23 protein-coding genes are annotated in these 20,772 nt (G+C 47.4%); 12 read left to right on the top strand and 11 right to left on the bottom strand.

The window, feature by feature from the left end:
- Positions 1 to 46: 46 nt before the first annotated feature.
- Positions 47 to 1,231: a methyltransferase domain-containing protein gene (locus OU814_RS16095; protein WP_268184230.1), complete on the bottom strand. Its 1,185-nt coding sequence runs from the start codon at positions 1,229 to 1,231 to the stop codon at positions 47 to 49.
- Between the two features lie 108 nt (positions 1,232 to 1,339).
- Positions 1,340 to 1,756 (bottom strand): hypothetical protein, encoded by a 417-nt coding sequence (locus OU814_RS16090; RefSeq protein ID WP_268184227.1) that lies wholly within the window; start codon positions 1,754 to 1,756, stop codon positions 1,340 to 1,342.
- A 119-nt stretch (positions 1,757 to 1,875) separates the two neighbouring features.
- Between OU814_RS16090 and OU814_RS16085 the strand changes: the two genes are divergently transcribed.
- Together OU814_RS16085 and OU814_RS16080 are read left to right on the top strand one after the other, a co-directional pair.
- Positions 1,876 to 3,708 carry a DUF5942 domain-containing protein gene (locus OU814_RS16085; RefSeq protein WP_268184225.1) on the top strand — a complete coding sequence of 611 codons (1,833 nt, stop codon included), beginning with the start codon at positions 1,876 to 1,878 and terminating at the stop codon, positions 3,706 to 3,708.
- Positions 3,705 to 3,920 (top strand): hypothetical protein, encoded by a 216-nt coding sequence (locus OU814_RS16080; protein WP_017287730.1) that lies wholly within the window; start codon positions 3,705 to 3,707, stop codon positions 3,918 to 3,920. Before OU814_RS16085 ends, OU814_RS16080 begins: the two co-directional genes overlap by 4 nt.
- A gap of 74 nt (positions 3,921 to 3,994) precedes the next feature.
- On the opposite strand, the gene OU814_RS16075 is transcribed toward OU814_RS16080, so the two are convergent.
- Positions 3,995 to 4,309: a hypothetical protein gene (locus OU814_RS16075; protein ID WP_026148573.1), complete on the bottom strand. Its 315-nt coding sequence runs from the start codon at positions 4,307 to 4,309 to the stop codon at positions 3,995 to 3,997.
- 167 nt (positions 4,310 to 4,476) lie between these two features.
- Here OU814_RS16075 and OU814_RS16070 point away from each other — a divergent pair, with 167 nt between their 5' ends.
- Positions 4,477 to 5,052: a DUF2854 domain-containing protein gene (locus OU814_RS16070; protein ID WP_017287728.1), complete on the top strand. Its 576-nt coding sequence runs from the start codon at positions 4,477 to 4,479 to the stop codon at positions 5,050 to 5,052.
- A 72-nt stretch (positions 5,053 to 5,124) separates the two neighbouring features.
- Here the strand turns inward: OU814_RS16070 and rpmA are convergent, their stop codons facing one another.
- Positions 5,125 to 5,385 carry a 50S ribosomal protein L27 gene (gene rpmA / locus OU814_RS16065; RefSeq protein ID WP_017287727.1) on the bottom strand — a complete coding sequence of 87 codons (261 nt, stop codon included), beginning with the start codon at positions 5,383 to 5,385 and terminating at the stop codon, positions 5,125 to 5,127.
- Between the two features lie 35 nt (positions 5,386 to 5,420).
- Entirely contained in the window at positions 5,421 to 5,831 is a 411-nt protein-coding gene (rplU, locus tag OU814_RS16060; protein ID WP_017287726.1) for a 50S ribosomal protein L21, read from the bottom strand.
- 124 nt (positions 5,832 to 5,955) lie between these two features.
- Between rplU and OU814_RS16055 the strand changes: the two genes are divergently transcribed.
- Both OU814_RS16055 and coaBC read left to right on the top strand, forming a co-directional pair.
- Positions 5,956 to 6,810: a PRC-barrel domain-containing protein gene (locus tag OU814_RS16055; protein WP_268184222.1), complete on the top strand. Its 855-nt coding sequence runs from the start codon at positions 5,956 to 5,958 to the stop codon at positions 6,808 to 6,810.
- 14 nt (positions 6,811 to 6,824) lie between these two features.
- Positions 6,825 to 8,078: a bifunctional phosphopantothenoylcysteine decarboxylase/phosphopantothenate--cysteine ligase CoaBC gene (gene coaBC, locus OU814_RS16050; protein WP_268184218.1), complete on the top strand. Its 1,254-nt coding sequence runs from the start codon at positions 6,825 to 6,827 to the stop codon at positions 8,076 to 8,078.
- On the opposite strand, the gene OU814_RS16045 is transcribed toward coaBC, so the two are convergent.
- Together OU814_RS16045 and OU814_RS16040 are read right to left on the bottom strand one after the other, a co-directional pair.
- Positions 8,027 to 8,308: a hypothetical protein gene (locus OU814_RS16045; protein ID WP_197693272.1), complete on the bottom strand. Its 282-nt coding sequence runs from the start codon at positions 8,306 to 8,308 to the stop codon at positions 8,027 to 8,029. The two genes, coaBC and OU814_RS16045, sit on opposite strands and share 52 nt — an antisense overlap.
- Positions 8,309 to 8,416: 108 nt before the next feature.
- Entirely contained in the window at positions 8,417 to 10,405 is a 1,989-nt protein-coding gene (locus OU814_RS16040; RefSeq protein ID WP_268184215.1) for a serine/threonine-protein kinase, read from the bottom strand.
- A gap of 82 nt (positions 10,406 to 10,487) precedes the next feature.
- Here OU814_RS16040 and OU814_RS16035 point away from each other — a divergent pair, with 82 nt between their 5' ends.
- The 6 genes from OU814_RS16035 to OU814_RS16010 all read left to right on the top strand — a co-directional run bounded on the left by OU814_RS16035 (position 10,488) and on the right by OU814_RS16010 (position 16,512).
- On the top strand, positions 10,488 to 10,745 hold the full coding sequence (locus OU814_RS16035) for a MoaD/ThiS family protein (RefSeq protein WP_017287722.1): 258 nt from the start codon (positions 10,488 to 10,490) through the stop codon (positions 10,743 to 10,745).
- A 115-nt stretch (positions 10,746 to 10,860) separates the two neighbouring features.
- Positions 10,861 to 12,162: a threonine synthase gene (gene thrC / locus OU814_RS16030; RefSeq protein ID WP_017287721.1), complete on the top strand. Its 1,302-nt coding sequence runs from the start codon at positions 10,861 to 10,863 to the stop codon at positions 12,160 to 12,162.
- 34 nt (positions 12,163 to 12,196) lie between these two features.
- Positions 12,197 to 12,472 (top strand): MoaD/ThiS family protein, encoded by a 276-nt coding sequence (locus tag OU814_RS16025; protein ID WP_017287720.1) that lies wholly within the window; start codon positions 12,197 to 12,199, stop codon positions 12,470 to 12,472.
- A 158-nt stretch (positions 12,473 to 12,630) separates the two neighbouring features.
- Positions 12,631 to 14,232, top strand: a complete 1,602-nt coding sequence (locus OU814_RS16020; protein ID WP_268184212.1) for an iron uptake porin — start codon at positions 12,631 to 12,633, stop codon at positions 14,230 to 14,232.
- A gap of 96 nt (positions 14,233 to 14,328) precedes the next feature.
- Positions 14,329 to 14,589, top strand: coding sequence for a hypothetical protein (locus OU814_RS16015; protein ID WP_268184209.1), 261 nt, complete (start codon positions 14,329 to 14,331; stop codon positions 14,587 to 14,589).
- Between the two features lie 147 nt (positions 14,590 to 14,736).
- Positions 14,737 to 16,512: an ABC transporter ATP-binding protein gene (locus OU814_RS16010; RefSeq protein WP_268184207.1), complete on the top strand. Its 1,776-nt coding sequence runs from the start codon at positions 14,737 to 14,739 to the stop codon at positions 16,510 to 16,512.
- Here OU814_RS16010 and OU814_RS16005 read toward each other — a convergent pair.
- Positions 16,491 to 17,096: a LabA-like NYN domain-containing protein gene (locus tag OU814_RS16005; RefSeq protein ID WP_017287716.1), complete on the bottom strand. Its 606-nt coding sequence runs from the start codon at positions 17,094 to 17,096 to the stop codon at positions 16,491 to 16,493. The two genes, OU814_RS16010 and OU814_RS16005, sit on opposite strands and share 22 nt — an antisense overlap.
- 282 nt (positions 17,097 to 17,378) lie before the next feature.
- Here OU814_RS16005 and msrA point away from each other — a divergent pair, with 282 nt between their 5' ends.
- Positions 17,379 to 18,023: a peptide-methionine (S)-S-oxide reductase MsrA gene (msrA, locus tag OU814_RS16000; RefSeq protein WP_017287715.1), complete on the top strand. Its 645-nt coding sequence runs from the start codon at positions 17,379 to 17,381 to the stop codon at positions 18,021 to 18,023.
- Here msrA and OU814_RS15995 read toward each other — a convergent pair.
- The 3 genes from OU814_RS15995 to OU814_RS15985 all read right to left on the bottom strand — a co-directional run bounded on the left by OU814_RS15995 (position 18,008) and on the right by OU814_RS15985 (position 20,704).
- Positions 18,008 to 19,651, bottom strand: a complete 1,644-nt coding sequence (locus tag OU814_RS15995) for an MBL fold metallo-hydrolase (protein ID WP_017287714.1) — start codon at positions 19,649 to 19,651, stop codon at positions 18,008 to 18,010. The genes msrA and OU814_RS15995 overlap by 16 nt on opposite strands.
- 90 nt (positions 19,652 to 19,741) lie before the next feature.
- Positions 19,742 to 19,864 (bottom strand): hypothetical protein, encoded by a 123-nt coding sequence (locus OU814_RS15990; protein WP_036044547.1) that lies wholly within the window; start codon positions 19,862 to 19,864, stop codon positions 19,742 to 19,744.
- Positions 19,865 to 20,011: 147 nt separating this feature from the next.
- Entirely contained in the window at positions 20,012 to 20,704 is a 693-nt protein-coding gene (locus OU814_RS15985) for a GerMN domain-containing protein (RefSeq protein WP_268184203.1), read from the bottom strand.
- Between the last annotated feature and the right edge of the window lie 68 nt (positions 20,705 to 20,772).

Below are 20,772 nucleotides of genomic sequence, written 5' to 3'. Positions count from 1 at the left end.
AGAGCTAGCCAACTTGAACGATTAAGGTTGCTTAGGGTGATTTCATTCAACAACAGCTTTGTGGACTACAGCAATCACCGCTTTCGGTCGTCACGTTATAGTTCAATCCTTTCGTTTGCTTTGGATCACGAATCATGTCTTTTGTACAAGGAAAGGGCGGTGCTGAATCTAATGGGACTTCTTCATAAGGTGCGATCGCAATAATATCGGCATGATAAGCCCCTTTTGGATTGGTATAGATATGGAAAGTCTTATCACAGACTGCCATGCGTTCTCCACGCTGTAGCGTATGTCCATCGTCATCTTGTACCGCTTTCCAAGGGCCACGATAGATTACCGCTTGATTGCGGTCTAAACATTCACCTTCTTTCCCTTTGAAAGCTTGAACTGTCAGCGATCGAAATTCCACACCATCAATCACTTGCCAAGGCTCACTCTGCCTTGCCAAAATCTCAATGCCATAGAATCCAGTTTGCTCAAACATTTGGAGAAACTCATTCTCTCGAAAGGCTCCAGCAATACAGCCGCTCCACAATTCAGGATCATTTAGAATCTTGGCTGTCGGAGCTTCATCACAAACAATGTCAGAGATTACAGCTCGTCCCCCGCGTTTGAGAACCCGAAAGATCTCCTGAAACAATTGTTTTTTATCTTGAGGACGCACCAGATTTAAAACACAATTGGAAATGACAACATCAACGCTATCGGTTGAAATCAGCGGTTGAGATTGGCGTAAGCGATCGCATTCTGCTTCAAATGCTGCAATTTGCCCGACCGAAGTAATGGGGGTCTTTTCCAGCCAAGCTTGAACTAAGTCTAAGTTCAATGCTAGATCCTGAATTTTACCTTTCACGAATTCCACATTCTGATAGCCAAGCTTCTCGCTCATCGGTGCAAGATATTTGCGCGACAAGCCTAGCATTTCATCATTAAAATCAACGCCAATCACTCGCCCACTTTCACCGACTTTCTGCGCCAGAATGTAGCAATTTTTTCCAGCCCCAGATCCCAAGTCAACCACGACTTCGCCTGCATTCACGTATCGTGTCGGATCGCCACAGCCGTAGTCTTTCTCGATAATTTCTTGCGGCAAAATCTCTAAGTAGCGACTCTCATAGCCATCAGTCGGACAACAGAGTGCAGCCTGAGGCTGTCGCGCTCCTGCTTCGTAGCGTTCTAAAACTGCTTGCTCGACATCGTATGTGAGAGGATTGATTGTAGTGTCGGTCATACTGATTGTTGTTTCAAGATATCAATCCAGTGTAATCAGTTCGCAAGCAAGTACGATCACGGAAATTTGAGAGTGCAGGCATTTTCATAAAAGCTCATGAGTAAAGATTTAAGAGTTCAATTCTTGCCAGTCTTTTGTCAAAACTTCGCCCCATTTTGCTGCGAGTTTGACATTGGTAAACGGTACTTCGATCGCTCGATCGCCCAATTGAAACTTCAATACAATCTGCTTGCCTTTTTCAGGGGGTGCTGCAATATCAACCGTTTGCCCGTTTACTTGTAATTGAATGCTTTCGACTGCTTTGAGTGAGAACGTTTCGATGACTTGAATCCCTTTCCGAGAAGCCTTGCCGAAAATCAGCGTTTCGCTTTGCTGTCCTAAAACGGAATAGATATCATACTTCGCCCGTTGAAACGGGTCTGCCCAGCGTCGATACGTTTCTAGAGTTTGATATTCATTCCATCCGGCATAGGCCAAGCCGATGAATACTGCGAGTAAGGGAAACCATAACAGTCCGTGAATCATAACGTAAACGCACGATCGACACCCTTCATCCTGCCACAGCTTTACTACTCTTTACGATTTTGTCTCCCCAAGGGCAGAGTTGATTCGCTATCGTTGGATCGCAAGCACGATTTCTAAGTATGAAAAAACTCCTGATCATCGCCCTATTTCTGGTTGGATTGGGGTGGACAATTGCACAGTTTCCCGGCTTGGCAACTCAAGGAATTTACGATCAGATTGTTCTCGATTTTCGCGAAGATATTGCAGATACAGAAATTCAGCAGCAACTCAACGCGATCGCACAAACTTATAAGGTTCGTCCTCAATTCAATAGCCAGTTCTCTAAACCAGAACATCTCTACATCGTTAAAGGTGATAAATCACTGCTAGATGCTTTGAGAAAATCTGATCTGAAACGCTATACCGAAGCGATCGAGCCAGATTATATCTATCGTATTCCAGACGGCGAATCTCGAAAATTCGTCGGTTCAACTTCAGAACCACGGGCGAGTCAGGCTCCAAACGATCCGATGTACAGCAAACAGTGGAATATGCATAACATCGGAATTGAGCAAGCTTGGACTGAGACAAAAGGGCGGGGTGTAACCGTTGCCGTGATTGATACCGGAGTGTCAAAGGTTCCTGATTTAGAAAAAACAAATTTTGTCAAAGGCTTCGATTTCGTCAACGATCAAGAAAATGCCGCAGATGATAATGGACATGGAACTCATGTCGCAGGCACGATCGCACAATCGACCAATAACAATTTTGGCGTGGCTGGAATTGCTTACGAAGCCAATATTATGCCGCTCAAAGTTCTCAGTTCTTTTGGAGGCGGAACGGTTGCAGACATTGCCGAAGCAATTCGATTTGCCGCAGATAACAAAGCAGATGTGATTAACCTCAGTTTAGGTGGAGGCGGTGAAAGCGTAGTGATGCGAGATGCGATCGACTATGCCCACAGTAAAGGGGTCGTCGTCATCGCTGCTGCCGGAAACTCGAATCGTAATGCAGCCGATTATCCAGCCCGATATCCCCATGCGATCGCAGTTGCCGCTCTCGATGCTTCGGGAGCCAAAGCCCCCTATTCTAACTTTGGTGCAGGCGTTGATATTGCGGCTCCAGGTGGCTCAACTGAGCAAGGAGAATCGGGTGGCATTCTGCAAAATACATTCAATCCAGAAACAGGAGAATCCGTCTTTGCAGCTTTCCAGGGCACAAGTATGGCCGCTCCTCATGCAGCAGGCGTAGCAGCCTTGATCAAAGCAGCAGGTGTAGACAATCCAGATGAAGTCTTAGCAGTTCTCAAGCAATCTGCACGCAAAGTAGAATCCGATGATCTCAATCATTACGGAGCCGGAAAATTAGATGCGGCTGCGGCTGTGAAGCTTGCACTACACGGCAAAATTACCTTTAACGATTTCTTCCGATGGTTGCGAGATAATGGCTATCTCAATCCGCGATTCTGGATTGATGGGGGCGTAGTTGCACTGTTGCCTAAAATTGCGATGGTGCTTGGATCTTATCTACTTGCCTGGTTCCTGCGGGTCTATTTCCCTTTCAACTGGAGTTGGGCAATGGGTTCAGGTTTAGTCGCGGGTAGCTCTGGTTTGTTCTTGCTCAAAGGTCTTTATTTATTTGACTTGCCGCAATTTCCGTTCCGGATTTTGGGAAGTTCGCTTCCAGAGTTAGGCAGTGCAGTGCAAGGTAGTGCAGCCTTGAACCCGATTTCTGCCAGTGTGCTGATTCCATTTCTGCTGCTTGCGTTATTGTTAGGTCATTCCTGGGGGAAACCGTTCGCGATCGGAGCAACGATCGGGGTTGCGGCTTGCTTAGGAATTAGCGCAATCGTCGATCCGCAAGTCATGTGGCTTGGTGACGGATGGATTGGACGTGCTTATTTGAGCATCAATGCACTGCTCTGTTTTGGCTTAGCTCGCTTAGCGTTGAAACCGAAGGATCGATGGGTATGACAGTCACAGGTGTGATTCAGCGAAAAGGATTTGGAACCGGAACTTGGGCGATCGATGCCGAAGACGGGAAAACCTACGAATTGCATAAACCGCCGAAAGACTTGCAAAAAGCGGGTCTGAAAGTCAAAGTTGACGGCGAGATCCGCGATGATGTGATGAGTTTTGCAATGGTCGGACAGATTCTCGAAGTGAAAACGTTTGAATTGCTCTAAAACACAGCTTGAACTGTGTTTCGACTTCGCGCAGCATCCAAAAAACTTGAGATGCTGCGCGGGTTGACACCTAACTAATTTGATTCCGCCAAAATCGCTTGCAATCGACTGCGGAACTCGCCTTTGGGATGTCCGCCTTTGACTTCACCCAAAATCTTAAATTCTGCTTCTGGTGAATCACAAATAATGTAAGTCGGCCATCCCATATCCGCCTTATCCGGATATTGCGCCAACAAAATCTTGCGATACATCCGATAAGTCGCGGTATCCTGCATTTTCACATCCACAAAGCTTAAGCCCAATTCTTCCACCACTTTCTGGTCATAGAACGACATTTTGTGGCAAATTCCGCAATCTTCAGACGAGAACTTAATTACAGCACGAGTCATATTGAAATCATCATTTTGAATACAATTTCTAGGGTAAAAGATCCTGCGTTCCGAAGGGCAGAAACGTAAACCTGTGTAAATCTGCGATCGAGAATCAATCCGCTTTGCTGCACGTTCCCGAAAGCGGTGATAATAAAAGTTAACAAACTTTGCAAAAAACTCGTCTTATGTCATCGCTACTTCGTCGATTGCCTCCTTTGGCTGCGTTGTGCCTCGGTGGAGGAGCCATCATCACAATCATCGGATTTACCGCCTACGCGCTCAATTATGCAGCGCTCAACATGATTGGCTTCTTCTATGGAATTCCGTTACTCCTAGGCGGCGTAGCGCTCAAAATTACTGAACTTCGCCCCGTGCCTCTGACGATTCCCACAACTTCCGAAGTAGAAGCACTCAAAGCGACCCAAGCGACCGACACCCAAAAGCAAATCTTTGATGACCTGACTCGGTATCGCTATGGGCAAGAAGCACATTTAGACAGCGCTTTGAAATTTTTGGGTCTTGCTCCGACTGATGACGATCGACCCACAATCATTGGCATCCGCGAAGAGAATATCGACGGAGCCTACGCCATGATTCTCGAATTCGATTCGCCCTTTATTACCCTGGAAATGTGGCAGAAAAAGATTGAAAAAATGACTTCATTCTTCGGCCCAAATGTCCGCGTCGATGTGACTCAACCCGCAAACGAACGAGTAGATTTATCCATCATTGCTGTCCCCGCAGTCACAGCACCTGTTTAGAATCTAGCCAGCATCAACACCAAAAAAGCCGCCTAAAATTTAGGCGGCTTTTCAATATCCTCAGATTTCGATCTATGCCGAAACAGGGTAAACGCTCACTTTCGTGCGGCTCTTGCCCAAGCGCTCAAATTTCACTTCACCTTCGATCAATGCGAACAGGGTATCATCGCTACCGCGTCCGACATTGTTACCTGGATGCACTTTGGTTCCGCGCTGACGAACCAAGATGTTTCCAGCCAAAACCTTCTGACCACCGTAACGCTTCACGCCTAAACGCTGAGCGTTAGAATCGCGTCCGTTTCTTGTACTTCCTGTACCTTTCTTATGAGCCATGATTTCCTCTGAAATTCGTGCTTGTATTGACTAGACTAACCGCGCGGCTGATCTTTGGTATCAATCGCGGTTCCACCGACCGTGATCGAATCGATCATGATGCGGGTGAGTTCTTGACGATGACCGCGCTTTTTGCGGGTTTTCTTTTTCGGTTTCATCTTGTAGACGAGAACTTTACGTCCGCGCATGTGACGCAAAATCGTTGCCTGAACGGTTGCTCCTTCTACAACGGGTGCACCGATGCTAACTTCGCCTGCGTTATTCACATACAAGACACGATCGATTTCGAGCTGCGAGTCTACATCTCCGACGAGACGGTTCACATCATAAAAACGACTCGGTTCAACCCGAATTTGCTGTCCTGCGATTTCGATAATTGCGTGAGCCATGAGTTTATCCTGATAAGCGCCGTACAGGTCGCGATCGTCGAGAATCGCAGTTGCCAATACCTGATCCGAGCATGAATTAATAGCCAGTTAACTAGTATGCAAAATGTAACATGCTTATGTCAAGCGACATTTTTGGCATTTGCGAGATAAACTCTAAGAAATAGCAGCGTTTTGGCAAGATATGGCGGAGATCGTTCGGCAAAGTGAGGTTCTGAATCAGACTGTCCTCGATCGCGGTTCGATGCAAGAGCTAGGACAGATCGAAGTGCTTTGGATGTATCCGAAAGTGCATCGGGTGCTTGGATTTATTTGTAAGTCGGGTTGGCTTGGCAGTAAGAAAACGGCGTTTAATCTCGATCAGTTGGACACGATCGGCAGTAACGGCGTTTTGGTCAATTCTGCGCCTGTTGAAACTGATGCCGAGAAAGTGAAGAAGCTCGAATCGCTGGTTGGCTCCGAGGTTTGGACAGATCGAGGCGATCAGGTCGGTCGAATTGTAGATTATTTATTCGATCTTGAAACGGGCGAGATTCAACATTATTTGTATGTGTCAGATGGTTGGGGTGGCATTGTCGGCAGCGTTTATCTGTTGCCAGCGAACTATATTCTGCGATTTGGCAATCAGCGGGTGCTTGTGCCTCAAGAGTCGGTCGAATCGTTTGCAGTGTATCGAGGTGGCGTTCAGGAGAAATTCTCGAAGGTAAAAGATCGCCTAAAAGAAGAGCGATCGCAAGTCACTCAACAAGTCAGCCAAGAAGTAAAATCTCTGGCTGACCTGGCACGCGAAAAAGCGCGTCGATTAAAAGAAAAAGCGCTATCCGTTGCCGAACAGACCTATGAATTTGTCGAAGAAATTGCCTTGGAAGAAACCGAGCCGTATACTGCACCTTCTTCTGATCCTGATCCCTGGGACGATTGGGAAGTAGAACCGCCCAAAAAGCCAGAAGTTAAAACAAAACCAGAAGTGAAAGCGCCTCAACCTCAGCGATCGCAGTCCTCCACTTCAGATGTTTGGGACGATGATGACTGGACATAATCAGCACAAACAAAATGAGTGAGAGACCAAAGCGAGTTCTAATCGGTGTCGGTGGCGGAATTGCAGCCTACAAAGTCTGTCATGTGGTTTCAGCCCTAGCCAAAGAGCAGATTGAGGTGCGGGTGATTCTCACCGATGCGGCTCAAGCTTTTGTCACACCTCTGACGTTTGCAACCTTGAGCCGCAATCCGGCTTACACGGATCAAATGTTTTGGGATGCGTCAAATCCTCGTCCGTTGCATATCGAATTAGGCGAATGGGCAGATCTGTTTCTGATCGCACCTTTGACAGCAAATACGCTGGCAAAGCTAACCTATGGACTTGCAGACAATTTACTCACGAATACAGTTCTCGCTTCAACCTGCCCGATATTGCTAGCTCCTGCGATGAATACCGACATGTGGGAACAGCGATCGACGAAACGCAATTGGCGCGAACTGTTGTCTGACACACGCTATCACTCTGCTGCTCCCGGAGAAGGAATTCTCGCGTGCGATCGTGTCGGCACGGGACGCATGGCAGAGCCAGAAGAATTACTGCTACAAATTCGATCGCTCTTACAAACTCACGATCGCGATTTAACGGGCAAACAGATTCTCGTTAGTGCAGGCGGAACGCGAGAACACTTTGATCCAGTGCGATTTATCGGCAATCCTTCAACTGGAAAAATGGGAATCGCGATCGCACAAGCAGCATTACATAGAGGTGCACAAGTAACGCTCGTCCACGCGCCAATCGACTCGCATTTACTCGCTCCCCTCCGCTCGATTCGCTGCATTCCTGTTACAACATCACAAGAAATGCAGCAAGCGATGAAACAGAACTTTAGCAGTGCAGATTATATTGTTATGTCTGCTGCGGTCGGGGATGTCAAACCTAATTTTTACAGTGATGCGAAATTGCCAAAAAGCCAACTGCCAGAGAAGTTAGACCTAGTTCCCATTCCTGACATTCTTGCAGAACTATCAACATTGAAACGCCCGAATCAGCAATTGATTGGATTTGCTGCGCAGACCGGAGATTTCGTGACCCCGGCACTCGAAAAACTGCACCGCAAAAACTTAGATGTGATTATTGCCAATCCGATTGACCAACCGAATAGCGGATTTGGCAGCGATATCAATCAGGCAATGTTCATTGATCGCACTGGACGACAAGTTGCGATTCCACCCTGTACAAAACTAGAACTTGCACACCAACTCTTCGACTTTATCCATCAGCGAATTTCCTGCCAATCTGGGCAATCTGAACTGTCTAGCCAGCCATAGGGATGAAATCCGCAGACTAATGCAGTGCGGCTCTCGCGGCTATAGCCGTAGGCAACCCCGTGATAATTTGCACAGCCTCGGCAAGCTCTTGGGCGAGACGGTTCTACATCACTAAATCCCTGTTGCGATCGCAGAATTTGGCGATTACTCTGCTGGCGATGCCAATTCACATAGTCAGCCTTACGCAACAAGTAGTCAATTCGTCGAAGCGGGCTTCTAGCTGCATCCATCGATTTAGAGTTCCGGGAAAGGATAAGAGGATCGGAATCGAAGCGAATAGTTTTAGCGTAATCGAAACCAAGGCGATCGGTGCTCATCCCTACGTCTCATTTTTGGCATCAGGGAAATGTTTGCCAGACTTTAATTGTATTGTCAGAACTGCCGCTGGCAAACCATTGACCATCACTACTCATCGCGATCGCATTTACAGAATGAGAATGATCCGTCAGAGTGCAAATTAGATCACCAGTATTAAGATTCCACAATTTCACGGTTTTATCGTTGCTACCGCTAATGAGCGTCTTACTATCGGGTGTAATTGCGACCGAGTTAATGATGTCCGAATGCCCGGTTAAAGTTTGCACCACTTGCCCAGTATTGGGTTCCCAAATTTTAATCGTTTTATCTTTGCTGGCGCTGACTAAATGTTTGCCATCTGAACTGATCACGATCGAAGTGATCGAATTTTGATGTCCTGCTAATTCTCTGACAGGTTGCCCTGTGATCAGATTCCATAGTTTGACGAGATTGTTCAATCCACCACTTGCCAAAATTTGCCCATTCGGACTAATTGCTACGGTTTTCACCATGCCAGACAAGCCTGTAAAACTGTGAATCATTTCACCTGTATTCATTCGCCAGATGCCAATCGAGCGATCTTCGCTACCACTGGCAAAAAAGCTCCCATCCGGGCTGACTGCGATCGAGTTCACATCGCGCAAATGACCTTGGAGCGATCGAATCATTTCCCCAGTGGGCAGTCGCCACATTTTAATCGAGTCGTCATCGCTCGCACTAATTAACGTTCGCCCATCAGGACTAAAAGCCAGTGAATTAATCGAGTTTTTGTGCCCGGTTAGAGTTCCTAAGCGTTCGCCCGTGGTTAAATCCCAGAGCATAATGCGATCGTCTAAGCTGCCACTGACAAGCGTGCGACGATCAGGACTGATGGCAAGCGATACGACCCATGAGGTGTGACCTGTCAGCGTGTAGAAGCATTTTCTTGGCTGAGGCTTCGGAATCCCAGAGTGTCGCGTCGCGCTGAGAGGCAGAGACGGCGGGGGCGGGGGTGTTGAAACTCTTTGCGGTGCAGATAAGGGAGATGGGAGGTCAGCAGGCGGTTGAGTTGCAGGATACGCGATCGCCGAAAGATGAATGCTTCTGCCACGGCTGGGGATTGAAGTCTGAGGAGCCGCACCGACCGCAGGTTTTGAGAGTGCCATGCGTAAATCGTGCATAACTTCATCAGCAGTTTGATACCGTTCGCTGACTAAATCCTTCAACATGCGATCGAGAATCTGTCCAATATTTTCACTAATACCGCCGCCATGACTGGCTAAGCGTTCACGCCACAACCATTTACCAGAGAGCGGATCATGCAATTCTTCAGGACGCACCTGCGTCAATAAATAGAGACAGGTTGCACCTAAGCTGTAGAGATCACTCGCTGGATAAGCTTTGCCATTACGAAGTTGTTCGATCGGCGCATATCCCTCTGTGCCAATTTTAGTTCCAGGCTTGCTGGCATTCTCTTCTGAGAGCACCTTCGCAATGCCAAAATCGATTAACACTAAGCGCCCGTCAATATTGCGACGAATGATATTGGCAGGGGTAATATCGCGATGGATCACATTGCGATCGTGAACGAACTTCAACAGCGGTAACAGCCGCACCAGCACTTCTCGAATCTTCTGTTCGCTGAAAGGACCATTTTTGTTCAATTCTTGAGAGAGCGTTGATCCTTCAATAAATTGCTGAACGAGATATAAGCGTTGGTCTTGCTCAAAATATGCCAGCAGCGTCGGAATATGCGGATGTTCGCCCAGTTCATGCAGGCGAACCGCTTCTTGCTCAAATAATTGAATCGCTTTCTCTAGTCCTTTTGTGCCCTTCAGTTGCGGGGAAAATTGTTTAATGACGCAGCGAGTTCCAAGACGATCGTCATCTGCTGCCAAAAATGTTTTCCCAAATCCCCCTTGCCCTAGGGGTTCGAGAATGCGATAGCGCCCTCTAAGGCGGTCGATTAATGTTGTACCGCAAGTTTGACAGGAGTCTAGTCCATCTGGATTTTGAGGCTGGGGGCAATCCGGGTTAATACAGTACGTCATACTCAGAGAAGGGCGAGGATCGTCATCTTTAGATTGATCTTTTCTGCCTGATTTTGAACAAGCGTTTGTAAATTTTGCTGAAATGAATAATTCAATTACCGTAACCGTGAAACTTTTTGCGGCATATCAGGATGCGTATGGCGTACCCGAACTCTCATTGGAAATCCCGACTGGGCAAACGGTGGAGCAGATTTGCGATCGCTTAATCCTGGAGCATCCAGAACTTTCTGCATTCAAAGAAATTACTCGGTTCGGTGTAAACCTGCAATTTGTCGAACCGGACACCGTTGTGCAAAATGGTGACGAAATTGTCTTGATCCCGCCTGTGAGCGGCGGTTGAGCTATACCCGATAAAATTTGTCGGGTATGTTTGACTCCGTATTTTTGCCGTGCTACGATTTCAAACGAAATCACAGTCAAACGATAAAAAGCTTGCAGTTAGGGAGTTTCGAGAGATGACCGCAACGTATTCTAAAACCCGTTCCAGCCAATCTGCGTTTGAAGCACTGAAGTGTAAAGAGTGTGGCGCAGAATATGAACCGAAAGCGACTCACGTTTGTGAATTGTGCTTTGGCCCGTTGGAAGTGAAGTACGACTACGATTGGCTCCGCAAAACGGTCACTCGTGAAACGATCGAAGCAGGCCCGAACTCGATTTGGCGGTATCGTCAGTTCTTGCCTGTCGAAACTGACAATGTGATTGATGTCGGAACCGGAATGACTCCCCTGGTTCAAGCAAATCGTTTGGCACGTCGGTTAGGTCTGAAAAAGCTGTTTATCAAGAATGATGCGGTTAATATGCCGACGCTCAGCTTTAAGGATCGCGTCGTTTCAGTAGCATTGAGCCGCGCGCGCGAATTGGGCTTTACGACGGTTTCCTGTGCAAGTACTGGCAATTTGGCAAATTCAACAGCAGCGATCGCGGCTCACGCAGGTTTAGATTGCTGCGTGTTTATTCCATCTGACTTAGAAGCGGGTAAAGTTCTCGGAACGCTGATCTACAACCCAACCCTGATGGCAGTTCATGGCAACTACGACCAAGTGAATCGTCTCTGCTCTGAAGTGGCAAACACTCACGGCTGGGGCTTCGTCAATATCAACTTGCGTCCTTATTACTCAGAAGGGTCGAAGACCTTGGGCTACGAAGTGATCGAGCAACTCGGCTGGCAATTGCCGGATCATATTGTGGCTCCTCTCGCTTCTGGCTCGTTGTTCACCAAGATCTACAAAGGCTTCAACGAATTCGTCGAAGTGGGATTGGTCGAAGAAAAAGCAGTGCGGTTTAGTGGTGCACAAGCTGAAGGCTGTTCTCCGATCGCAAAAGCATTCCAAGAAGGCAGAGACTTCATTTCTCCGGTTAAGCCGAACACAATCGCAAAATCGATCGCAATTGGAAATCCGGCAGATGGCGTTTATGCCGTTGATATTGCTCGGAAGACCAATGGAAATATCGAATCGGTCACCGACGCGGAAATTGTAGATGGCATCAAACTCTTGGCTGAAACTGAAGGCATTTTCACAGAAACCGCAGGTGGAACCACGATCGCAGTTCTGAAGAAATTGGTTGAAGCCGGTAAGATCAATCCTGATGAAACAACTGTGGTTTACATCACGGGTAACGGCTTGAAGACGCAAGAAGCGGTTCAAGGTTACGTCGGTGAACCCTTAACGATCGAGCCGAAGCTGGAAAGCTTTGAGCGTGCTTTAGAAAGATCTCGCACCCTCGATCGCTTAGAGTGGCAACAAGTTTTGGTTTAATTAATTTCTGTTCTTTTTACGCATTTTCTGAACTATGGCTGTCAAAGTCCTCATTCCCACCCCTTTGCAAAAACTTACCAACGATCAAGCGACTGTTGAATGCAGTGCCGATACGATCAGTGGATTGCTAGAATCGCTTGAATCGAGTTGTCCGGGCATCAAGGCTCGTCTCGTAGACGAACAAGGCAAGCTTCGCCGCTTCGTCAACTTCTATGTCAACAGCGAAGATATTCGCTTTCTCGATAACGAGAATACGGCACTGAAAGATGGCGATGAAGTCAGCATCATTCCGGCGATCGCTGGCGGCTAAATCAATTTCAATTCAACTCGCTCTCAATGAGGGCGAGTTTTTTTTTTGCGTAAAATTTCTCGCGTTTTCTACGAACATAAAAATCCTGGGCAAGATTACGGATTGAAACCCTGAGGAAATCCGTAGATTGATGAGCATCATTGAGTTCTTCTCCAATCATGTCTCAACGTTTGCGCGATCGTCTGCTTGTCGGTTTATTGCTGAGCTTCATTTCGTTTCCTGCAATCGCAGGAGAGTCGGAAGCACCTGAAGCAACAGAATTAGATCAGGTCACTTCTGTTTCTCAGTTAACCGATGTTCAGCCGACCGATTGGGCATTTCAGGCATTGCAGTCTCTAGTCGAGCGCTATGGTTGTATTGCAGGCTATCCTGACAAAACCTTTCGCGGCAATCGCGCCCTGACTCGGTACGAATTTGCAGCAGGCTTGAATGCTTGTCTTGATCGTGTGAATGAACTGATTGCGGCGAGCACCGCTGATTTGGTCAAGCAGGAAGACTTAGAGAAGCTGAAAACGCTGCAAACTCAATTCTCATCGGAGTTAACTGCACTTCGAGGTAAGGTTGACACTCTAGAAGCACGCACTGCAAAGCTCGAATCTCAACAGTTTTCGACCACGACCAAAATGAATGGATTTTCGGTCATTGGCGTACAGGGAAGGACACCAAATCGGGGCGATCGTAATCCCAGAGATGGGCAACGGGATACCGATGATCCAGGAACGAATTTTAATGTCATCACAAACAACTATCTGTCTTTCACCACGCAGTTCAGCCCGCGCGATTTTCTCTACTTCGCATTCTGGCAACAAAATGGAAGTGGCGATCCTCGGCTCACCAATGATGCTCGAGTCGGCTATGACGCGGGTGGATTCCCCCTCTATATCAGTGACTTAAAATATCACTTTATGGTCACGGACAAATTGGTCGGGATGGTTGGAACAGAAGGCATTTACAGCAGTTTGGCATTTCGAGGACCTAATCGAGCTGAAGGAGCATTTACAGGCCCGGTTTCTTACTTTGCTCAGCGTAATCCGATTTTGAATATTGGCTTTGGTCGGGGTGGCGTTGCTTTTGATTGGCAATTTGCCAAGCGGGCAAGTTTGCAGGCTATTTACTCCACCAATATTCCTGGATTCTTCCCTAACTCAATTGGCGGCAAAGGACACAATACAGCAGGTGTCCAGCTTGCTGTGACTCCGACCGATCAAGTCGATGTTGCCCTGTACTACATCAACAACTATTCTCCGAATGGTCAGTTGCTTAGTTTTGTGGGGGATGCTCAACTGACAGCGATCGATCCGGTACGCGGAAGTTCTGCTCCTACTCAAACCAATGCATTTGGGGGAACGGTAAACTGGCAAATTAATCCGCGGCTAAATCTGGGAGGATGGTTTGGCTATACCAACTCTTACATTCCGGGCGAATCGGGCCGAGTTGAGACGACGAATTACATGGTCTACTTGAATTTCCTGGATCTGTTTGGCAAAGGAAATCTGGGAGGTCTGTATGTGGGACAGCCACCGAAAATTACGCGGAGTAGCTTACCCATCGGGAGTAATATTCCGGATTCACTGAATACGGGATTGGGTCGCTCAGGTGGACAACCTGGAACGACGACACACGTTGAAGCGTTCTACCGCTGGCAGCTGAATAACAATATCAGTGTGACCCCTGGACTGATTTGGATCATTCAACCTGGACATACACCAGATAGCGATTCGTTTGTGACAGGGGTTGTCCGGACAACTTTCGCATTCTAGGTTTATCAGTTCTTCACAAGAAAATCAGTAGAAGTGCTCAACGCGATCGACTAGGGAGAAGGACTAGGGTGTGAGCATCCATTTTTCACGCTGATTATGTCTTCTTCACTCTTGCGTTCGATTGTTCTTTTGAGTTTTGCAGGTGCGATGGTCAATCCGGCAGTGGCTGAGACGGCTCCTGAAGTCCAGCAACCTGTTACTGAGAATCAGCAGGTTGTCGTGCAGAAAGAAGCTCCAAAGCAGGATCAGCCAGTTCTCGTGTCACAATCCGATGCGGAAAAACCCGTTGCTCAAAAGACGCAAGCCAGAGTGCCATTGAGCAGTCGGATTTTCTCGGCTCCTTCAATGCAGCAATAGCATTGTCAATCACAAGTTTTCTCCATGAAGAATCTTCGGAGAGATGTAGCGACTGCATCTCTCCATTTTTTTGTTTGTTGAAATTTCGTTTGTTGAAATGAATACCACAAGTTGTAGTATGGTGAGATTTCCTAAAATCACGTTGCTATGACTCAGAAGAAGCCTCACCCACTGCAACGGTTGTTTAACTACGATCGCATTTACCGTTCTCAAGCACTACAAGCGAGTCTCAACTCTGTTCTCAATAAGGCATTTGACCTTGCGCCTCCTTATCTGATTGGGATTGCAGTTGATATTGTCGTCAAGCGGGATCAATCTTGGATTGCTCAACTTGGGGTAAAAAGCATTCCAGGACAATTGACGGTCATTTCATTCCTGACTTTATTAATTTGGGGCTTAGAATCCCTGTTTGAATATTTCTACGATCGACAATGGCGAAATCTCGCCCAAACGATGCAGCATGATTTGCGGCTCGATGCCTACCAACATTTGCAAGAGTTAGAGCTAAGCTTCTTTGAAACTGAGACAACTGGCAATTTACTCGCCATTCTCAATGACGATATCAATCAGCTAGAGCGCTTTCTCGATAGTGGTGCAAATCAGATTCTGCAATTCTTCACGACTGTATTGCTCGTCGGTGGAACATTCATCGCTTTTGCACCCTCGGTTTCATGGCTAGCAATGTTGCCGATTCCATTCATTATTTGGGGCACGTTGGTCTTTCAGAAGATGCTTGCCCCTCGCTATGCTGATGTGCGGCAGAAATCAGGCTTGATCAACGCAAGATTGGCAAATAATTTGTCGGGCATTGCCACGATTAAAAGCTTTACGGCTGAGGATTATGAACTCGAACGCGTTGGCATTGAGAGTGAAGCCTATCGACGCAGTAACCGAAAAGCGATCGCGCTTTCTGCTGCATTTGTGCCGTTGATTCGATTTGTCATTCTGATTGGATTCACTGCCACCTTATTTCTCGGCGGACTTGAAGCGGCAAATGGTCGGCTATCGGTTGGAACGTATGGATTTATGGTGTTCATTATTCAACGGTTGCTGTGGCCGTTTACGCAGTTGGGACAGACTTTGGATCAATATCAGCGAGCTATGGCATCGATTAACCGCGTCATGAATTTGCTCGATACGCCGATCGCAATTCCCACCGGAAATCGACCTTTTCCGACCCATCAAGTTAAAGGTGAAGTTGAGATTCGCAACATCACGTTTGCATACCCAGATCGCACACCCGCGTTGACGAATCTTTCTTTGCATCTTCCGGCTGGACAGACCATTGGCATTGTCGGTGCAACGGGTTCAGGGAAAAGCACCTTAGTAAAATTGCTGCTGCGATTTTATGAAATTCAGCAAGGGCAAATTCTGATTGATGGAGTTGATATTCGAGAGCTGCAACTACGGGATCTTAGACGCTGTATCGGTTGGGTCAGTCAAGAGGTCTTTCTCTTTCATGGAACGGTGGCTGAAAACATTGCCTATGGCAGCTTTGATGCGAGTCGTGAAGAGATTATGCAAGCCGCGAAGCTCGCTGAAGCGCATGAATTCATTGCAGATTTGCCCCAGGGGTATGACACGATCGTTGGAGAACGCGGTCAGAAATTATCGGGTGGGCAAAGACAAAGACTGGCGATCGCGCGTGCCATTCTGAAAGATCCACCTATCTTGATTTTGGATGAAGCAACCTCTGCAGTCGATAACGAGACTGAGGCAGCCATTCAGAGATCGCTCGACACGATCACCCAACATCGCACGACGATTGCGATCGCGCATCGTCTCTCTACGATTCGACAGGCACACTGCATTTATGTAATGGAGTATGGGCGCATTGTGGAGCAAGGAACGCATGAAGAATTACTGGCTCATGATGGCGTTTATGCTGCCTTGTGGCGAGTTCAGTCGGGTATTCGCTCTTGAGCGGGACGGAGCTTCTCAATATTGGGTTTGAGGTGGGTGAGATCGATAAAGTGATCCGACACATGAATCAAGCTGTCACTGGTCATCGTCGGTAGGCTAACGACCTCGATTTTGACTCCGCGATAGGACACATGATCAACGGCATAGGTGAGGTCGCCTGTGCCGCTGAGCAAGATGATCGTGTCACAGTGCTGGGAAAGGGTGATCATATCGACCGCCATTTCAATGTTGAGATCCGCTTTTTTGGAGCCATCTGGGTGCTGAATTAGCTCTTTAGAGACAACCCGGAATCCGTTATGGCGCATCCATAAGAGAAATCGCTGTTGCTTTTCGTTAGCGCGATCGACTCCGGTGTAGAAATAGGCGCGAACCAGCGATCGATCTCCGGTTAGGCATTGTAAGAGGCGAGTATAGTCAATCTCCATGCCAAGCTGCATCGCTGCATAAAACAGGTTTGCACCATCAATCAGGATGACGACTCGTTCTTCTGGATCAGAGGGAATCAGTTGTTTGTATTGAGAAGTTTTGCCTAAAGAAGAATTTTCCGGAAAGGAGGAGTGAGACGGTCTGGGGACTAGCTGCATTGAAACCGCTCCTAAACGATAAGAACACTTTGATAACAGGGCAAAAACGACGAAATTTTAATAACTTAATACTTTCTTTAGATTTAACCTGATTTTTCTTGAAAATGCAGGTCTGGCTGAGGATATGAACACAAATCTTAGTATTCTGAAAATTCTGAATTTCAGGCTAGATTTTGCCGATGCGATTCAAAGCATGATACTGCATACATCGGCAATCCACACTGCAATCCCCATCAGCGATCGCGTTAAAATCCAAGGAAAATCATGTGAGCGTCAAAATCAATGGTGTTATTTGGATTTGGGAAAAAATCAGCGATGCCGTCGCAGAGTGAGGCTTTAAAAGGGCGATCGGAAAAGATGCCCGTTCCTGAGAAGCACTTTGTCAATGGTCATCCTTTGCAAGCGCCGTTTCCCGCAGGTCTGGAAACCGCCGTTTTCGGATTAGGATGCTTCTGGGGTGCAGAACGCAAATTCTGGCAGCAAGAAGGCGTTTACACAACCGCCGTCGGGTATGCAGCCGGATACACGCCGAATCCAACGTATCAAGAAGTGTGTTCTGGCATGACTGGACATAATGAAGTCGTTCTTGTCGTCTATGACCCGAAAAAAATCAGCTACGAGCAACTTCTGAAAGTCTTCTGGGAAAGCCATGATCCGACTCAGGGAATGCGCCAAGGCAATGATGCGGGAACGCAATATCGATCGGGCATTTATGTCTATTCGGATGAGCAGCGTCAGTTCGCCGAGGCTTCTCTGAAAACCTATCAGGCGGAACTGGCGAAAGCAGGCTACAAAGCCATCACGACCGAAATTCTGGACGCACCAGAGTTTTACTACGCAGAAGCTTATCATCAGCAATATTTGGCTAAAAATCCCAATGGCTACTGTGGCTTAGGTGGTACAAAAGTCTGCTATCCCGGTGCGTGATCTGCATCTTGTTGAGTCGGCTGTGGATCAAGCTCGGTTCGCGCCGACTCAAACGCGGGACAATATCCCTCCGGCGTGACTTTGAAATTAAACAAGGGCGATGCTGGATTCCAACAGCGTTGCCCTCGGAAATGCCGACAGCGAAAACAGCTATCTCTTTCAGCTTCTTCTAACCAAATCGACGATCGATCTTGATTCATCAATTCTCGCTGATTCAATCCCCGCAAGATTAAATCCTGTCCTTGCCAACGCGCTTCGATTAATCCAGTGTCAGACAGCGATCGCCAGCGCGGATCAGCCGTAATTGCCTCGGGTAAAGAGACGATGACTTCTGTTGCCAGTTCTGTAATTTCTCCTTCGTAAGTTGTCTCCGGCAAGACAGGCTGTAAGAATGTTTCTCCGATCGGTAACTCAACGAGCGTGCCGGATGCAGGACAATGCAGATGGTAGCGATTGTGCAACTCATCGAGTCCTGTTAAATCTGTCAAATAGCTCGGATTTCCGTGGACGAAAATTACGTGTTGAGGGCGCAGATTGTGAATAAATTGCGTCGTGCTTGCGCCATCACAATGCTGCGCAAGCAGGTAGGTTTCGACAGCATAGTTCTGAGGAATGTTAAAGACAGATCCTTCAAGGTTCTGCGGTAGTAAAGTGAGCCAACGTTCTGGCTGATCGTCAAAGAACTCATCCCAATTGACTGAGAAATCGGTCAGCACAATGCACGGAGACGCGCTGACCGTCGATCGCTGTTCTGGATGCAATCGTCGCACTCTCGGACGCACGCGATCGTCCCAAAACAAAGACTGATGACGCGCAAAGTTTTGCACAGAAGCAGGCAGATGAGGCAGCAAATCTAAATACGCATCACAGCCTGCCGCGACCATGCCATCCACCCAAATATCAAGATCTCGCCCTGTAAACGAATGATGGCTTCTGAGCAACATCAGCAACTCTTGCCCCAATCCAATCATCGGAGTGGGCAGTAAAACAGAATGTCGATCGCTTAATGCTCGGCTGATTCTTTCTGCAAGTTGATTTTCCTGCTGTCGTCGATGGGGAAATCGAGCCGTGCCGTAAGTTCCTTCAATAATCACGACATCGGGATGCAATCCGCGTAATTCTTCCAGGCGCAGTCCTTCTACTAATCGAGAATTGGAAAGGAAAAAATCTCCGGTATAGAGAACACTGCAAGGACGTTCTCCCGTACTCGGCGCATAGGTTAATAAAATCGCTGCTGCTCCTGGCAGATGTCCCGCCGGAAACAATTCAGCCGTCAGACCATCTTGAAACTCAACTGGCGATCGCCAAGGCAAAGCCTGGACAAATTGCGGCACTTTGTCCGCCTCATCCATCCAGTTGAGCGGCAACAGTTGAGTGGTTGCTTCGCTGGCGTAAATTGGCAGTTTGGGAAACGATCGATATAAGGCAAGCAAGCCTTGAGCATGATCAGGATGGGCATGGCTGCAGAGAACCACGTCTGCCGGGAGCGGGGCTGCACTATCAGAGAGCGCGGAAATATCGGGGAGTCCGCAATCCAGCAAAATCCGATAGGGACCCATCCGAACTAAGAGTGCGACTCCCTCGTCGCCATGTCCCGCACCGTAGGGAAAACAGTCCAGTTGCGTCACGAATTCACCCTAAAACGATTCAGAATTCGGCGGAGAGAAGGCGGAATTCCGAGAACGGATTGGGCAACTCAGAATTCTGCTTTCTGGAGATTAGTGTGCGGAACCATTGCCGTGATAGTTATCGGTATCATAAAACCCATTGCGCGTGCCAAAGAACAGACAAGCGACGGTAAATACGACGCTGAGAACTAGTAAGACGAGTTTTACATCCATAATCGCTTACAACCTTTTGAATCTTTTATTTATGAGTGTACAGGAGCAACAATACAAAGTGATGCTACGAACTGTGAACGATTTTAGAGCCAGATTGCTGAAAGTTTATCAAATCACAGATTAATCACAGATTTACCCAAGGAGAGACTATTGCGGTTTAATCAATTGTCCGCGATCGGTAAATCGGACTGATTTAATTTTCAGGGCTGGATTTTGCGTGAGCGTGCGTCGCACACTGCCAAATAAAGCAAGTTGTTCGCAGTTCGCAAGCGTGGTTAAGGATTTTCGTGCATTTGGAACCGGACGGAAATCGACGGTCGCAACTCTAGATTTGACTTTAACGCGATATCCTGCAACATCCAAACTCTCACTGTTTGCTTTTTCTAAAGTTTGAGCGATCGCTTGAGTCACAGGCTGATTCGCGGGAACGCTTGCCTTGGTCGTCTTGAATTTGTTGCATTCGCTATCAATCTGATAGATGTTGATCGTCAGCGTCTTTCCTTTCGTTGTGGGTTTAGCAACCGGAGAAGCCGCAACTGGGGAAGGAGATATTTCGAGTTTGATCGGGTCAGGCGATCGACAGCTACTCAGTGTCAGCAATACGGCACCCAAGAGAAATAGATTGCGCATCATCGTCGTATGATTTTCCTGTTTTTGCTTCCGTACTTGGAAAGAGAAACTATACCAATCTCGGTAGAGCATCGTGCTGCGTCTCTTTCGACTAAAGATAGGATTTTCTATCTTATGCGCTTGTACAGATTGTGAAATTGCTGTTTCAGGGGTAGCATAAGCGTAGCAATGCCTGCAACTGGTATTGATGTTGATTTTTTTTAATTTCATGGACGACGTCCATTTAGGCAACACAACACGCATTTCCTAGCCTGGTTACCCTCTGAGGTCTTCCAGCG

The organism is Leptolyngbya sp. GGD (genome assembly GCF_026735145.1).
Taxonomy (GTDB): Bacteria; Cyanobacteriota; Cyanobacteriia; order Leptolyngbyales; family Leptolyngbyaceae; genus Leptolyngbya; species Leptolyngbya boryana.
The sequence above is the reverse complement of the archived record's forward strand: the minus strand, read 5'-3'. Positions and strand labels throughout refer to the sequence as shown.

Coding starts and splice junctions, on each gene's coding strand:
- OU814_RS16095 (WP_268184230.1), bottom strand. CDS start 1,231: ATGACCGACACTACAATCAATCCTCTCACATACGATGTCGAGCAAGCA.
- OU814_RS16090 (WP_268184227.1), bottom strand. CDS start 1,756: ATGATTCACGGACTGTTATGGTTTCCCTTACTCGCAGTATTCATCGGC.
- OU814_RS16085 (WP_268184225.1), top strand. CDS start 1,876: ATGAAAAAACTCCTGATCATCGCCCTATTTCTGGTTGGATTGGGGTGG.
- OU814_RS16080 (WP_017287730.1), top strand. CDS start 3,705: ATGACAGTCACAGGTGTGATTCAGCGAAAAGGATTTGGAACCGGAACT.
- OU814_RS16075 (WP_026148573.1), bottom strand. CDS start 4,309: ATGACTCGTGCTGTAATTAAGTTCTCGTCTGAAGATTGCGGAATTTGC.
- OU814_RS16070 (WP_017287728.1), top strand. CDS start 4,477: ATGTCATCGCTACTTCGTCGATTGCCTCCTTTGGCTGCGTTGTGCCTC.
- rpmA (WP_017287727.1), bottom strand. CDS start 5,385: ATGGCTCATAAGAAAGGTACAGGAAGTACAAGAAACGGACGCGATTCT.
- OU814_RS16055 (WP_268184222.1), top strand. CDS start 5,956: ATGGCGGAGATCGTTCGGCAAAGTGAGGTTCTGAATCAGACTGTCCTC.
- coaBC (WP_268184218.1), top strand. CDS start 6,825: ATGAGTGAGAGACCAAAGCGAGTTCTAATCGGTGTCGGTGGCGGAATT.
- OU814_RS16045 (WP_197693272.1), bottom strand. CDS start 8,308: ATGGATGCAGCTAGAAGCCCGCTTCGACGAATTGACTACTTGTTGCGT.
- OU814_RS16040 (WP_268184215.1), bottom strand. CDS start 10,405: ATGACGTACTGTATTAACCCGGATTGCCCCCAGCCTCAAAATCCAGAT.
- OU814_RS16035 (WP_017287722.1), top strand. CDS start 10,488: ATGAATAATTCAATTACCGTAACCGTGAAACTTTTTGCGGCATATCAG.
- thrC (WP_017287721.1), top strand. CDS start 10,861: ATGACCGCAACGTATTCTAAAACCCGTTCCAGCCAATCTGCGTTTGAA.
- OU814_RS16025 (WP_017287720.1), top strand. CDS start 12,197: ATGGCTGTCAAAGTCCTCATTCCCACCCCTTTGCAAAAACTTACCAAC.
- OU814_RS16020 (WP_268184212.1), top strand. CDS start 12,631: ATGTCTCAACGTTTGCGCGATCGTCTGCTTGTCGGTTTATTGCTGAGC.
- OU814_RS16015 (WP_268184209.1), top strand. CDS start 14,329: ATGTCTTCTTCACTCTTGCGTTCGATTGTTCTTTTGAGTTTTGCAGGT.
- OU814_RS16010 (WP_268184207.1), top strand. CDS start 14,737: ATGACTCAGAAGAAGCCTCACCCACTGCAACGGTTGTTTAACTACGAT.
- OU814_RS16005 (WP_017287716.1), bottom strand. CDS start 17,096: ATGCAGCTAGTCCCCAGACCGTCTCACTCCTCCTTTCCGGAAAATTCT.
- msrA (WP_017287715.1), top strand. CDS start 17,379: ATGGTGTTATTTGGATTTGGGAAAAAATCAGCGATGCCGTCGCAGAGT.
- OU814_RS15990 (WP_036044547.1), bottom strand. CDS start 19,864: ATGGATGTAAAACTCGTCTTACTAGTTCTCAGCGTCGTATTTACCGTC.
- OU814_RS15985 (WP_268184203.1), bottom strand. CDS start 20,704: ATGAAATTAAAAAAAATCAACATCAATACCAGTTGCAGGCATTGCTAC.